14 protein-coding genes, 1 tRNA gene and 1 CRISPR repeat array are annotated in these 14,281 nt (G+C 33.7%); of the genes, 10 read left to right on the top strand and 5 right to left on the bottom strand.

Going from position 1 to position 14,281, the window contains the following annotated elements; all coding sequences use genetic code 11:
• The first annotated feature begins 55 nt into the window (after positions 1-55).
• Positions 56-994 (top strand): Gfo/Idh/MocA family protein, encoded by a 939-nt coding sequence (locus JYK00_RS04800; protein ID WP_207567546.1) that lies wholly within the window; start codon positions 56-58, stop codon positions 992-994.
• Positions 995-1,071: 77 nt separating this feature from the next.
• Entirely contained in the window at positions 1,072-1,950 is an 879-nt protein-coding gene (locus JYK00_RS09870) for a M23 family metallopeptidase (protein ID WP_207567547.1), read from the top strand.
• A gap of 97 nt (positions 1,951-2,047) precedes the next feature.
• Here the strand turns inward: JYK00_RS09870 and JYK00_RS04810 are convergent.
• The 5 genes from JYK00_RS04810 to tilS form a co-directional block, all read right to left on the bottom strand.
• Positions 2,048-2,123: transfer RNA gene (locus JYK00_RS04810), tRNA-Met, on the bottom strand.
• A 181-nt stretch (positions 2,124-2,304) separates the two neighbouring features.
• Positions 2,305-3,071: a CRISPR direct-repeat array (repeat unit 30 nt; unit sequence GTTTCAATTCCTCATAGGTACGGTAAAAAC).
• A 260-nt stretch (positions 3,072-3,331) separates the two neighbouring features.
• On the bottom strand, positions 3,332-4,747 hold the full coding sequence (locus JYK00_RS04815) for a B12-binding domain-containing radical SAM protein (protein WP_207567548.1): 1,416 nt from the start codon (positions 4,745-4,747) through the stop codon (positions 3,332-3,334).
• Positions 4,725-5,105, bottom strand: a complete 381-nt coding sequence (locus tag JYK00_RS04820; protein ID WP_228288213.1) for a thioesterase family protein — start codon at positions 5,103-5,105, stop codon at positions 4,725-4,727. Before JYK00_RS04820 ends, JYK00_RS04815 begins: the two co-directional genes overlap by 23 nt.
• Positions 5,089-6,942: an ATP-dependent zinc metalloprotease FtsH gene (gene ftsH, locus JYK00_RS04825; protein ID WP_207567550.1), complete on the bottom strand. Its 1,854-nt coding sequence runs from the start codon at positions 6,940-6,942 to the stop codon at positions 5,089-5,091. The genes JYK00_RS04820 and ftsH overlap by 17 nt, the downstream gene beginning before the upstream one ends.
• The gene (gene tilS, locus JYK00_RS04830; RefSeq protein ID WP_207567551.1) at positions 6,939-8,240 is read right to left on the bottom strand and encodes a tRNA lysidine(34) synthetase TilS; all 1,302 of its coding nucleotides are present in this window, start codon (positions 8,238-8,240) and stop codon (positions 6,939-6,941) included. Before tilS ends, ftsH begins: the two co-directional genes overlap by 4 nt.
• A 323-nt stretch (positions 8,241-8,563) precedes the next feature.
• Between tilS and JYK00_RS04835 the strand changes: the two genes are divergently transcribed.
• From JYK00_RS04835 to radC, 8 genes are read left to right on the top strand one after another with little or no spacing between them, the layout of a single operon-like run.
• Positions 8,564-9,568 carry a M42 family metallopeptidase gene (locus tag JYK00_RS04835; RefSeq protein ID WP_207567552.1) on the top strand — a complete coding sequence of 335 codons (1,005 nt, stop codon included), beginning with the start codon at positions 8,564-8,566 and terminating at the stop codon, positions 9,566-9,568.
• A 46-nt stretch (positions 9,569-9,614) separates the two neighbouring features.
• Entirely contained in the window at positions 9,615-10,283 is a 669-nt protein-coding gene (locus JYK00_RS04840; RefSeq protein ID WP_228288214.1) for a hypothetical protein, read from the top strand.
• 21 nt (positions 10,284-10,304) lie between these two features.
• Positions 10,305-11,048, top strand: coding sequence for an undecaprenyl-diphosphate phosphatase (locus tag JYK00_RS04845; RefSeq protein WP_207567553.1), 744 nt, complete (start codon positions 10,305-10,307; stop codon positions 11,046-11,048).
• A 15-nt stretch (positions 11,049-11,063) separates the two neighbouring features.
• Positions 11,064-12,263 (top strand): imidazolonepropionase, encoded by a 1,200-nt coding sequence (gene hutI / locus JYK00_RS04850; protein ID WP_207567554.1) that lies wholly within the window; start codon positions 11,064-11,066, stop codon positions 12,261-12,263.
• Positions 12,247-12,615, top strand: coding sequence for a NusG domain II-containing protein (locus tag JYK00_RS04855; protein WP_207567555.1), 369 nt, complete (start codon positions 12,247-12,249; stop codon positions 12,613-12,615). The genes hutI and JYK00_RS04855 overlap by 17 nt, the downstream gene beginning before the upstream one ends.
• A complete protein-coding gene (locus JYK00_RS04860) occupies positions 12,609-13,166 on the top strand; it encodes a Gx transporter family protein (protein ID WP_207567556.1) in 558 nt (185 codons plus the stop codon). Before JYK00_RS04855 ends, JYK00_RS04860 begins: the two co-directional genes overlap by 7 nt.
• A complete protein-coding gene (locus JYK00_RS04865; RefSeq protein ID WP_207567557.1) occupies positions 13,072-13,668 on the top strand; it encodes a Maf family protein in 597 nt (198 codons plus the stop codon). Before JYK00_RS04860 ends, JYK00_RS04865 begins: the two co-directional genes overlap by 95 nt.
• Positions 13,625-14,272, top strand: a complete 648-nt coding sequence (radC, locus tag JYK00_RS04870) for a RadC family protein (RefSeq protein ID WP_207567558.1) — start codon at positions 13,625-13,627, stop codon at positions 14,270-14,272. Before JYK00_RS04865 ends, radC begins: the two co-directional genes overlap by 44 nt.
• Positions 14,273-14,281: the final 9 nt, after the last annotated feature.

A 14,281-nucleotide genomic window follows, 5' to 3' on the forward strand; every position in this document is an offset into this window, starting at 1 on the left:
ACCATAAATATTTTTAAGTGCAAATGTGGTAAAATTTTAAGAAGGAGGTGAAATTATGAAGTGGGGAGTTTTAGGTGGCGGGAATATTTCAAAAACTTTTATAGATAGTATTAAACGTTTGTCATCTGAAAAATTTGTTGCTCTTGCAAGTAAATCTGGAAGGGTTGTAGGGGAACCGGAAAAATTTTATGATGATTATGAAAAGTTGTTGGAAGACCCAGAAATTGACGCTGTTTATATTGCCCTTCCCAACAACATGCACGCAAAATATGCAATAAATGCAATGAAAGCGGGAAAACATGTTTTATGTGAGAAACCTGCTTTTATGAAAAAAGAAGAAGGCATCAAAGTAAAAGAGGTATCAAGAGAAACAGGTAAGTTCTTTATGGAAGCTTTTATGTACAGATTTCATCCGATACATAAAATATTAAAGGGTATGGTAATGAGTAAAAGATATGGAAAATTAAAACATATTGATTTTCTATTTGCCATAGATAAATGGAATCAATGGAAAGCACAAAATTTTTCAAATTACAGATGTTATCCTGAGTATGGTGGAGGAGCAATGTATGATCTTGGATGTTATTTTGTAGACTTTGTTCGTTGGATAACTGGAAAAATGCCTGAACTTGTCTATAAAAATATGAGACACGATAATGGTGTTGACATAGAAGATATTATAGTTACGAAATTAGATGACATTTTTGCAACTGCTTATTTATCATTTGTATCCTTTTCCGCGTCAATTACTCTTATTTTTGAAAAAGCGTATGTAACAGTTCCTTATGGAGTTCTTGGCAGAGAAAATCATAAGCTTATTATTATAAGTAAAGAAAAAAATTCAGAAAACGAGAAAGTAATAACAGAAAATGCTTTGCCATATGTTCTGGAAATTAAGCACTTTTCTGAGACAGTAAGTGCTGGAAAAGATCCGGAAATAAGTATAGATGAGTCTATAGAACTTGCCGCTTTTACTGAAAATGTGTTGAGTTAATTATCAAAATAAGTAAGGAATTTTTCAGATAGCGTATGCAATAAGACCTTGTACTTTTTTAAGAGGAGGGAGAAATATTGAAAATAAAGATGTTTAACAAGAATATTTTTGAAAAATTATGGTGGTTAGGAGTTCTTGGATTATTTGGAACGTTTTATGAGAAATTGAAGATTTTTGAGTTTTTCTATTTATTTTTTTTGCTACTCGGGATACCACTAATATTCGATTTTTTTAAAAATCCCGTATTTTTCAATTTCCATCTTTTATATCAGATCTCGCTTCATACAATTGGTCAACTATTGGTAAGTTTAAGATATATGTTTAGATTTCAAAAACCAGAAAATTATAAGCAAAGCACAGAATTTTCTTTACCATTTAAAGGATTCTGGTTTGTTGAAAATGGTGGAGTGACTAAAGATACTTCACACTCCTGGGAAGTTATTAATCAGCGATATGCTTACGATTTTGTAATAAAAGATAATCATGGTAAAACATATAGAAATAATGGAAAAAAACTTGAGGATTATTATGCGTATGAAAAACCAATAATGGCACCGGCAGATGGGGTAATCGTTCAGATAAGAGATGATGTGCCAGATAGTGCAAAAATTGGGAAGATTGATTGGAAAAGTAAAGATTTTAGAGGCAATTTTGTTATTATACAGCACAGCAAAAATGAATACAGTTTTCTTGCTCATTTAAAACAGGGAAGTGTAAAGGTTAAGGTAGGAGACAAAGTTAAAAGAGGACAGATAATAGGACTATGTGGAAATTCTGGACATTCTACCGAGCCTCATCTTCACTTTCATGTACAGGATCGTCCAAACTTTTTCTTTTCAATGGGTCTCCCAATAAGGTTTACAAACTTTATTTCAAAAACTCTGAACATGGAAGATAAAAAGTTTATAAAATCAGGGTATATTAATAAGGGAATGCAAGTCAAAAATTTGGAATAAGTTTTACAAATCTTATAAAAAATGGGTTGTTGTATTTCTGATTATTTAAGCAATGTAGCAAAAATATAGTGGAGCCAGAGAGGCTCCACATTTATTTTGGTGGCGGCGATGGGACTCGAACCCATGACACACTGATTATGAATCAGTTGCTCTAGCCTCTGAGCTACGCCGCCGCGAAAATTATATTATCACAAAACTGAGACTGTGTCAATGTTTTAAGGGGGCCTTATTTGAAAGTCATAGATATGATTACCCACAATTAATTTCTGTAATTTTCTAATAAAATTTTTCCTATTTAGAATCTTTATAACTGTTAACTTTAAGATTTAGGAGACTCCGATTAATAAAGCAATTGTTTCAATTCCTCATAGGTACGGTAAAAACATACATGGTAATTCTGTTGTTTTTAGAATTGGGACAGAGTTTCAATTCCTCATAGGTACGGTAAAAACCGAAGAATACTACAACTACAACATTGTATACGACTTGTTTCAATTCCTCATAGGTACGGTAAAAACTTATCGCAGCTAAAAAAGAAAGCAAAAGAAATGTACGTTTCAATTCCTCATAGGTACGGTAAAAACTTATCGCAGCTAAAAAAGAAAGCAAAAGAAATGTACGTTTCAATTCCTCATAGGTACGGTAAAAACTTAAACACATGGAGATGGGACTACAAATACAATAGATCGTTTCAATTCCTCATAGGTACGGTAAAAACAATATTTTCGCCTAACATACCATTCCTTTGCTTGTCAACGTTTCAATTCCTCATAGGTACGGTAAAAACGTGTAAAAACTGCTGTTTCAATACCTTTCCATGCAATCATGTTTCAATTCCTCATAGGTACGGTAAAAACATAGCAGGATGGCCTGACACATATACACCTACAGAAGAGTTTCAATTCCTCATAGGTACGGTAAAAACGATGGCAGGGTGCATATGATAATTTGAAAGAAATTTGTTTCAATTCCTCATAGGTACGGTAAAAACTTTACGCCAGCGTTGCAACCAATCAATGTAGAAACGTTTCAATTCCTCATAGGTACGGTAAAAACGGATTCTTGCCGTATCTCTATATCATCATATACTTGTTTCAATTCCTCATAGGTACGGTAAAAACACTAAAAATCATATAAACTTAGTTACATTTTTTATATTTTTATTACTTTACTTTCCTGTGTTGTTAATTCTAACATATAATAATTTTTTTAAGGTTAATTAAATGTTAATTCAAAATAAAATATTTTGCTATTTTTCTGTCGATCCCCAGGGATTTTTTTCGTACTTCATATCGACAGAATTTTTCTAATAGGTTCACATTTTGTGTTAGTTACCTTTTTGAAAAATATTTAATCTTTTGATAAAAAACGACAAGAAATTTTATTTTGTTCTTATATAATTCTCAACAAAATTTTCTGCTTCTTTTTCATTAAAATTATTGAGAGTGTATTGTAACTCTGCAGATTTATAACTTTCGGAGATAATTTTAACTGCTTTTAAATTTTCTTTAAGCCATTTTATTTTTCTGGTATAACTTTTTCGATCTATAAGCTTGCGTTCAGAAAATGGTGTACATTTTTTTGGAATAAGCGGATTAACGCTTAAAGTGATTTTCTTATAGCCCAATTTTTTAACTTTTTTTATAAAACTTTTTAGTTCTAAAAAATCTTCGGGAGTTTCTTCTTGAAGGCCTATGATATAATAAGCTTTAACATTTTTAAAGCCAATTTGTCTTCCAAGTTCTAAAGCGTTTAAAATCTCGCTTTCTTGTAAGTCTTTTAACATGACCTGTCTCAGTTTTTCTGAAATGCCTTCTGGGGCAATAGTGAATGAATTTTGTCCGCCTTTTTTTAAAAGCTCTAAGAGTTTTATATTTACTTTGTCAGCTCGCATGGAAGATACGGAAAATGTCACTTTATATTTTTCTAAAATATTGAGAAGTTTATCTATCCAGGGATAATCTGTTATTGTAGCGCTTATTATCCCGATTGGGTATTTATATTTTTTGATAAGTTCTTCTAAGAATTCTGGTTTTACAAATTTGACAGGCTTTTTTGTATAACCTGTAACACAAAAAGCACATCTTCTGATACAACCTCTTCCAATCTCTATAAGGACTTTGTTCGGAAATTCTGAATAAGGGGTTATAAAGTGGGAAATGGGAACTTTTTTCTGAATGTCGAAATTTAAAATCTCTTTTTTTGGCTGTAATGTGTTTTTCTCATTAACATGCGAGAGAATATAAGGAAATTTTGAAAGATGTTTTATTCCTTCTTTTTTATTTCGGAGTAATATTTTTATACCTTCGGAGAATTGGCTTACATTATTTTCAAGATCACCGACATAAATTATATCTGCTATAGGTTTTACAATATCAGGGTTGAATAGTGTTACCGGGCCACCTATTATTATGGTAGGATGATTTTCGTTTCGATTATACCACAAAGGAGGGATGCCTAATTTTAGGAGCGTGTCTATTATATTAAAAAAATCTAATTCAAATTGAAAGGAAAACATTAAAATTCTGAACTCGTCAAGAGGGGTTTGAGTTTCTATGGAATAAAATTTTTTAAACCATTTTTCATAGAAAAATCTTTCAACTGCAACATCATTTTGTACAAGCAATTGTTGAACCCAGCTCCATGCTAAGGAAGATGCAGCAACTCGATAGGTAGAAGGGAAAATTAAAGCAACCTCACGGTTGCCACTGAACTTTAAGAATCTAATCTCACTTGAAGAAAATTTCTGGACATATGAGAATTCTTTAAAATCTTCACTCCTTCGAGGCCGTCTCAACAGCTTTCCTCCTGAGATAGTTTCTCGATACTATGGAACGTGAAAACTCTACGTCTGCGACCTTTTTGTTGTTATATGTCACAATGCCGCGAAAATAAATTTGATTTTCTTTTACATCGATGACTCTTACGCCTATTACCAGAGTTTTCCCGGATATAACAGGTGAAATATGTTTAATCTGAGCGCTTGTAACTACAGAGATCAAATCTTCTGGTAAAACGTCGTGTAAGATATCGGCGCCAACTTTAACAACCTGTTTTAAAATGGTTGATGTTGATACAAAGTGAAAAGCTTTCATTTCTTCATCTTCATCCCATATATTAAATTCATCTGGAGTAAAGTCAACTGTTCGGCTCAATCCAAGGATTTTCCTCCACAACTATACCATCCCCTTCGAGTAACTTTCGTAATTCTTCTCCACTTATTTCTTCTTTTTCAAGCAATATTCTTGCGAGTTCATCGAGTTTTTCTCGATGCTTTTGCAAAATTTCTTTAGCTTTTCCATAACATTTATTTATTATCTTTTGAACCTCTTCGTCTATCCATCTTGCAACCTCTTCACTATAATTTTTTATCCTTGTTAACTCTTTACCGAGGAATATTTCCTGCTCTGTTTTTCCCCAGGCAAGAGGGCCAAATTTTTCACTCATGCCAAGCTCGCATACCATTTTTCTGGCCATTTCTGTTGCTCTTTCTATATCATTTGCTGCACCACTTGTTACATCGTTGAATACAATTTCTTCAGCAGCTCTACCTCCAAGAATTGCGGTAATATTATCAAGAAGTTCGTTTTTGCTTATAAGATATTTATCTTCAACAGGTAAGTGAAGTGTAAAACCAAGTGCTCGATATCCTCGAGGGATTATTGAAACTTTGTGAACAGGGTCTGAATGAGGAAGAGCTGTTCCAACTATTGCATGTCCCAGTTCATGATATGCCACTATTTCTTTTTGCTTATCGGATATGACACGGGACTTTCTTGCAGGGCCTGCTATTACCCTGTCAATTGCTTCTTCAAAATCGACCATCTTCATTTTGTCTCTGCCTTCTTTTGCAGCAAGCAGTGCAGCTTCGTTGATTAAGTTTTCCAGGTCAGCACCTACAAATCCTGTGGTTCTTTTAGCAAGTACTTTAACATCTACATCTTCTTCTAAAGGTTTACCTCGAAGATGTATTTTTAAAATTTCTTCTCTTCCTTTAACATCAGGTGGATCTATAATTACTTTTTTATCGAATCTTCCTGGTCGAAGTAATGCAGGATCTAAAATATCAGGTCTATTTGTAGCCGCCATAACTATTATACCTTCTTTTACATCAAAACCATCCATTTCTACAAGTAGCTGGTTAAGTGTTTGTTCTCTTTCATCATGTCCGCCACCAAGCCCAGCGCCTCTATGTCTTCCAACTGCATCTATTTCGTCTATAAAGACAATACATGGAGCGTTTGCTTTGGCCTGGTTAAAAAGGTCTCTTACACGTGCAGCACCAACACCGACAAAAAGTTCAACAAAGTCAGAGCCACTTATATGGAAAAATGGAACGTTAGCTTCACCAGCAACAGCTCGTGCGAGCAAAGTCTTACCTGTCCCTGGAGGTCCAACGAGGAGGATACCTTTTGGCATTCTTGCACCAATTTTGTTAAAACGCAAAGGATTTTTTAGGAATTCTACGACTTCTTTTAATTCCTCTACTGCTTCGTCTACACCAGCTACATCTTTAAATGTAATTTTTTTCTTACCTGGCAATACTTTCTCGGCACGGCTTTTAGTGAAACTAAAAGCTTGCGTATTTCTTCCGCCAAGGCCTCTTATAAGGAAACCGAAGATAAATAACATTAGCACAAAAAATAGTAAATTTCCAACTATATTTACCCAGAAAGAACTGTCAATTCCTTTTTCACCGGTAACCCGTATCCCTTTATCTACAAGATTGTTAATTAAAGTTATGTCGTATTGAACCCAGGGGGCATATATGTTGTATTTCCTTCCAGAAATAGTTGTGATACTTATGTTACCATCATCTTTTATCGTCACATTAGTGATGTCTGATTCCGAGCTGTTTACCCTTTTTATGAACTCGCTGTAAGGCATATTAACTTCTGGCATTTTGTTCCCCGTGAAGATCCCTTCAAAAATCCAGAAAAGTGCCAAAATAATAAGCAATCCTATGATTAATGAACCAATTCCTTTATTCAAAATAAAAGCCCTCCTTTCAAAACCACACGTACCGATATTCCTTTTCTTGAATCTTTAGTTAATCCGTCTTTCCAGATGTATACCTTTGGCACGTAAATTATTCCATCGTTGTCTGTTAGAACAGGTATTATCCTTCTTATAAAAGAAGGAATTTTTTTTGCAACAAATATTTTTTTTAATTTTTTTCCACTTTTTGTTTTGTCGCCATCTCGCCAATTTCTCAAAATTAAATCTCCATTTATTTTTTCTTTATTAAATATTATACCACCTTTTCCTATTTCTACCAGATAAGGATCTATGTAATATTTCTGGTTCATTAAATTAGTATTTATTTTGTATTCATATTCTTTTCTTTCAACGAATTCTCCTAAAAGCACTTTTCCATACGATATTTCCACTCCAAAATTTCCCCAGAAACTAATTTTAAAAGTTGTTTTTCCTAAATTTGCTTTTAGTCTATCAAGTTTTTCTTTATCGGGAACTTTTTTAAAATATTTAATGCACAATCGTCTTATAGTTTCAATTATTATTGTTTTTTCTTCTGGAAGGTCAAAGTATAATCTTCCGCGTAATCTTTCTGCTTTAATATTCGTTTTTTTATCTATATATTCGTCTAATTCCCACACATTTTCTGAAAGATGAAGTATTGCCTTTTCCAGATTTGGGTTTATGTTTTTTAGGAGTGGTACAATTCTGTGCCTTATGAAATTTCTCGTATATTTAATATCTTTATTTGTATAATCTTCAACGTATTTTAGGTTGTTCTTGTAAATGTAATCTAAAATTTCAGAGCGAGAGAAAAAAATCAGAGGGCGTATATATGGCAAATTCACAGGTTTCATGCCAGGTATTCCAAATGTTCCTGTACCACGAGAAATTCTAAAGATTACATTCTCGACAAGGTCATTTAAATTATGTGCTATAGCAATTTTATTGCACTTCAATCTTTGCGAAAGCTTTATTAAAAAATCATATCGCAATATCCTTCCTGCCTCTTCTAAAGATAATTTATTTGATTTTGCATAATTTATGGTATCTATTTTTCCTTCAAAACACTGTACGTTCAATTCTTTGCAAAACTTTTTTACAAATTCCACATCTTTTTCAGCGTCATCTCTTATTCCATGATTTAAAGTGGCGCAAAAAATTTCAAAATTCTTTTCTTTTTTTAAAGCATAAAGCAGGTGCAGTAATGTGATTGAATCAGCACCACCTGAAACTGCTATCAGAATTTGATCATTTTCTTGTATTATATTCCATCTGGTGATTTTTTCTTTAAACGTGATCAGGTTTAACATTTTATCATCCCGACTTTTCTTTATTAACTATCCGAGTTTTACTAAAACAATTATATCATTTAAACTTTAAAATTAAATTAGAATAATCTTAATTAATTTCGCTGGCAAAAGAATAAATAAATGGGTGTTCTTTTTAAAGGTTTCATATGTTGTTCAAAAAAATTTATAATCAAAGTGTTGAAAACCCTCTGCTTAGCTGTTGTAAAAGCAAGAAATACTAATATCAAGATTATATATTTATTCTGGTTAATTGTTTTTATTTGTCAAAACGGTTTTTGTTAGTGTATAATTTAAACTGAATGAAAATATGAGGAGGTATTAAAATGGATGAGTTGATTAAAAAGTTAACAGAAACAACCAGCCCAAGCGGTAGGGAGGATACCATAAGAAAGGTTATTATTAATGAATTAGAAGGATTTATAGACGGTTATCGTGTGGATAAACTGGGGAACTTGATTGTCTGGAAAAATGGAAAGACAGATAAAAAAGTTCTTTTAGATGCTCATATGGATGAGATAGGTGTGGTTGTAACAAACATTGATGAAAAAGGTTTTTTAAGAATAGATAAAGTTGGAGGTGTTTCTCCATATACTTTGTTCAATCGTAGAATAAAATTTGGTGACGTAATAGGTGTTGTTGGGATAGAAAGTGAAACACTGTCTGATTATACAAATAACGTTAAAAATTTAAGTTTTGATGTCCTATATGTTGATATTGGTGCTAAAAGCAAGGAAGAAGCAGAAAAATTGTGTCCAATAGGAACGTTTGGCACATTTGATAGTTATTTTACCAGACAAGGCGATTTTTATATATCTAAATCTATGGATGATAGAATAGGTTGTGCGGTGATAATAGAGGTTTTTAAAAGACTGAAAGAACCAACTAACACAGTCTATGGAGTTTTTGCTGTTCAGGAGGAAATAGGCTTGGTAGGAGCTTTTGTTGCAGGATATGACATAGATCCAGATGTTGCTATTGCTATAGATGTAACTGGAGCGGGAGATACTCCCAAAGGTTTTAAAAGAGTTTCTATGGAACTTGGTAAAGGGGTATGTATAAAAATAAAGGATGGGTATTCGATAAGCGATAGGAGAATAGTGGAAAAACTTAAAGAAATAGCGACTAAATATAATATTCCTTATCAAATGGAAGTTTTAATTTTCGGTGGGACTGATGCGGCAGGTTACCAAAAAACAAAAGCAGGTGTACCAAGCGCTACAGTTTCTATAGCTACAAGGTATTTGCATACTCCAAATGAATTGGTCCATAAGAAAGATGTTGAGGCTACTGTGGATTTGCTCTCAAAATATGTTGAGGAGGGAATATAATCTGGCCAAACGTAAATTTCAGCCATTTGAAATACGGGTCCTTGCGTTGATAATAATAGTTCTGTCACTTTTATCATTAGGGCTCACTATTTCAACAATATATTTGTATTTTAAAAAGTCCTCAGTTGATGTAAAGGTTGTTTATATACCAGAGGAATCAAAGTTACCAGAGATAGAAGTTCCAGCAACAGAGGAAAATGAAGCAATAGTTGCTGATTTAGAAGCGAGTGATGTTGGAATATCATTTGAAAAATTTGATTATCCCACCATTGTGGCATATACACTGGATGTCATAGAAGCTGGTACTGTGGTTTCCACTTTTGTTGTGAATTCTGAGGATGCACTAAAAATAATACGTTCGTATCAAGGTAATTATCTTATAAATAAACTTTCTGAAGAATCATATTTTGTTGTTGTTGAGGGGAATAGGAAGTATCCTGGATTACTTGCTGGGAAATCTGTTTATACGATTTTTTTAAAGTCAGGAACAAACGCAAGGCAGATATTTGAGGATATTATCAATTTAAGAAGCAAAGGGTACACATCGTATGCTATGAAATTTAAAAAAGGTGATGTAACATATTACGCTTTGTGTTTAGGGGCATTTCCTGATAAAGATGCTGCCCAGTATTATTATGATAATGTGTTTGATCTTGAGGAAATTAGAAAATCTATCTATGTTTATGGAGCTTATGTAGGAAGAGTTACACCCTGAGCGTGGAAGGAGTTGACAGTGTTGAAGGAATTAATATTGGGGATAATTCAAGGAGCAACTGAATTTCTCCCTATATCGAGTTCCGGTCATTTAGCGATAATTTCTCACATATTAGATATTGATACGAATGTAGCTATGTTTGCAGTCTTGCATTTAGCCACATTTTTTGCTGTATTGGTGTTTGTCTGGCAAGAATTGGTTGAAATAATAAAAGGAATCTTTAGTTTTAATAGAAAAGTGTATTCTTTGATTATGAAACTTGTTATTTCAACATTACCCGCTGCAGTTTTTGGGGTACTGGCAGAATCTAAGGTAAATGAGGCTTTTAGTATGACAAAGATAATAGCTATATTCTTTTTTATGACATCTGCGGCACTTTACATATCCGATAAACTTGGGAAAAATAAAGACTTTTACTCATTAACTTTTTTTGATGCATTAATCATCGGGTTATTTCAAGCTTTTGCCATTTTTCCGGGTATTTCGAGAAGTGGATTTACACTTTTTGGAGCGTTGCTCATTGGTATGGGAAGAGAAAAGGCGTTAAAATATTCATTTTTAATGAGTTTACCTATTATATTTGGAGCTGGAATGCTTGAGATGAAAAAAGTGACTGTTTCAACACAAATATTATGGGCTGGTGTAGCGGCCTTTTTAGTTGGATTGTTAGGACTTTATTTGCTTAAAAAGTTTACATTAAATAAAAAGTTAAAATATTTTGCATATTATTGTTTTGTCATAGGAATAGTAACTTTAGTTATTTAGTTGGGGTGATAAGAAATGATTTATGTACATGCGGAACGGTTGCTTACACCGATAGGAGAAGCTCCTAAGAAAGGGAAAGAAATGTCAAAAATAATGGAAGAGTTTGACGTTGATATAGTGCTTGAGAAAGGAAAAGTTGTTGATATATTAAAGCACAAGTCTGTCAAGGATTTCACATTACATGTTAAACTTGCGACTCCTGGACTTATAGATCCACATACTCATATACCATTTTATGGGAGAAGAGCAAAAGAGTTTTATATGCGAAGTAGAGGGAAAAGCTATTCAGAGATATTTTCAGAAGGTGGAGGTATACACAGTACTGTAAGATTTGTGAGAAATGCGACAATTGGAGAAATAGTAAATTTTAATTTACCTTTTTTGAAAGAATTTTTAAGAAGAGGTGTGGTTGCAATTGAAGGAAAAAGCGGGTACGGTCTCGACAAATTCACAGAACTAAAGCAACTCAAAGCGTTAAAAATTCTCAACGAGGTACAGGAAGTTCATATTGCGCCAACTTTCCTGGGATTTCACGCTATTCCGCTGGATAGAGAAAAAGAAGATTATGTAGGTACAGTAAAGACGTGGCTTGATGATGTAAAAGCTTTTTCAGATACTGTAGATGTGTTTTGCGATTACGGAGTTTTTCTTCCAGAGGATATAGAAGGGTTTTTTGTAGAGCTTAAGAAAAATGGTTTTAAGTTAAGATTTCACGCAGATGAAATTAAAAATGTTGGAGCCACAAGACTCGCGGTAAAACTTGGGGCAGTTTCAGCAGATCATCTTTTGAAAATCACAGATGATGATATAAGAGAAGTAAGTAATTCGGACACTGTTGCTGTGCTTATGCCTGGGACAAGCTTTTATCTGGGAGAAGAATATGCTCCTGCAAGAAAGTTAATAGAATATGGAGCAGCAGTTGCTCTGGCATCTGATTTTAATCCAGGTTCCTGTCCAGTTTATGAGCCAGCGTTTGTTATGCACCTTGCATTAAAATTCTTGAAAATGGAACCAGAAGAGATACTCACTGCTTATACCTTAAATGCAGCGTATGTGCTTGGAATTGAAAATGGTGCAATACTTCCTGGTAGAAAATGCGATATTGCATTGTGGAATACTACAGAGTTTTTAGATATTCCATATATGTTTCAGTATAACTTTTTGTCAGGGGTTGTTATAAATGGAAAGGTGAAATTATATGAAAATGTTCCGTAAAGCAGATATATTGTTTCTTCTGGTGCTCATTACATTGACTTTTGGAGGATTGTTGTATAGCTTTCGTGGAGGTTCTGATCAGGTAGACATAGTTCAGGTAAGAGTTGCCGGAGAGCTTTATAAAACTATAAGAACGCCTGGAACTTATGAGATACGTGGCAAAGATGGAAAGGTGCATAGTATAGTGCATTTTGATGGAAAAGTTGCCTGGGTGACCAACTCAGATTGTCCTTTAAAAATATGTGAAAAGACTGGAAAAGTAGGCGGAGGAGGAAAAATAATCTGCGTTCCCAACAAAATAGTAATAGAAGTAGGCAATACCAGAGAAAAGCAAGATATACAAACGTGGTAATTTATTCTTTCCTGATTTCTATATCTTCAGTTATGTATGTTGTTGAAACCATCATTCCCTATCCTGTTCCAGGAGGAAAATGGGGATTTTCAAATTTTGTTGTGCTTTTTAGCGCTGTAAATCTGGGAGTGATTCCTGCGATTGTTGTAGCAACTTTAAAATCTTTACTTGGCTCTTTATTTACAGGTACACTATTTTCTCCAGCGTTTATGATGGGATTTACAGGAGTATTATTTGCAGCAATTTTGCAAGGTATTCTGGCCAGGTTGTTTATTTTTGGATATGTAGGTTTGAGTATAGGAGGAATGATAGTAAATAACCTGGTTCAGCTCTTGATAGGGTCTTTTCTTATAAAAAGCTCGGCAATATACGCATTTTTGCCTGTGATGATGTTTCTTGGAACCATTTCAGCTATTGCCAATGCATACTTAGCAAAGAAGATGGAGGATGTAATGAATGAGAATAGTGTTAGCTTCTGGATCCCCAAGAAGGAGAAAACTAATAAAACTTCTTGGTCTTCCGTATCGAATAGAAATACCAAAAATAGATGAAAAAATCACTGGTACTCCAGAAAGTATTGTGATCTCTCTTGCCCGGAAAAAAGCAATGGCGGTTAATTATGGAGAAGAAGAAATAATAGTGGCTGCTGATACAGTGGTTTCTATAGAAAATAAAGTTTTAGGAAAGCCCGATAATTTTGAAGAAGCATATGATATTTTGAAATTGCTTTCTGGAAATTGGCATCAGGTTTACACAGGAGTTTTTGTGATAACAAATTTTGAAAGTTTTGGCTTTTTTGAAAAAACTTATGTAAAGTTTAGAGACATACCTGATGAATTTATACGATATTACATTGCCAGTGGTAATCCTTTTGACAAGGCAGGAGGATATGGGATCCAGGAGGTTGGGGGGCTATTTGTTGAAAAAATAGTTGGAGATTATTACAATGTTGTTGGGTTACCAATATCTCGTTTATGGTTTGAGTTATATTCGAGGGGGTATATAAGATATGATGGGGGGGCCACGCGAAAAACTTTTGAATCACGGAGCTGAAAGATTAACCAATGAAGAGTTAATAGCGATTGTACTTCGGACAGGTAGTTCTGGACAAAACGTGGTAAGAACAGCTACGTTACTTTTGGAGAAATATGAAGGAAGTTTAAAGAAGTTGGCTGATGCAAGCCTGGAAGAGTTGACAGAGATTAGAGGTCTTGGCGTTGTTAAAGCAATTACAATTAAAGCTGTGATGGAGATCGCCAAAAGAGTTGTTAGGGAAAATTATGAAGGAAGGGTTTTAAATAAGCCTGAGAAAGTCTACGAATATTGCCTTGATATGACTTTTTTAAAACAGGAAACAGTTCGTGTTATACTTTTAGATAGTAAGTTAAAAGCTTTCAGTTATAGGGATGTTACACTGGGAACAGTAACAAGTAGTTTAGTTCATCCGCGAGAGATTTTCAGAGAAGCTATTAGAAGTGGTGCAGTATCTATAATAATGGTACACAATCACCCTTCAGGAGAAGTCTCTCCGAGTTCTGAGGATATAAAAGCTACTCAAAAAATAAAAGAAGCTGGAAAAATAATTGATATAGAATTAGTTGATCATATAATAGTAGGGAACGGCTATTACAGTTTTAAACAAAAGGGATTATTATGAGGTGGAAAA

Origin of the sequence: Thermosipho ferrireducens (assembly GCF_017358165.1) — a bacterium.
GTDB classification, from domain to species: domain Bacteria; phylum Thermotogota; class Thermotogae; order Thermotogales; family Fervidobacteriaceae; genus Thermosipho_B; species Thermosipho_B ferrireducens.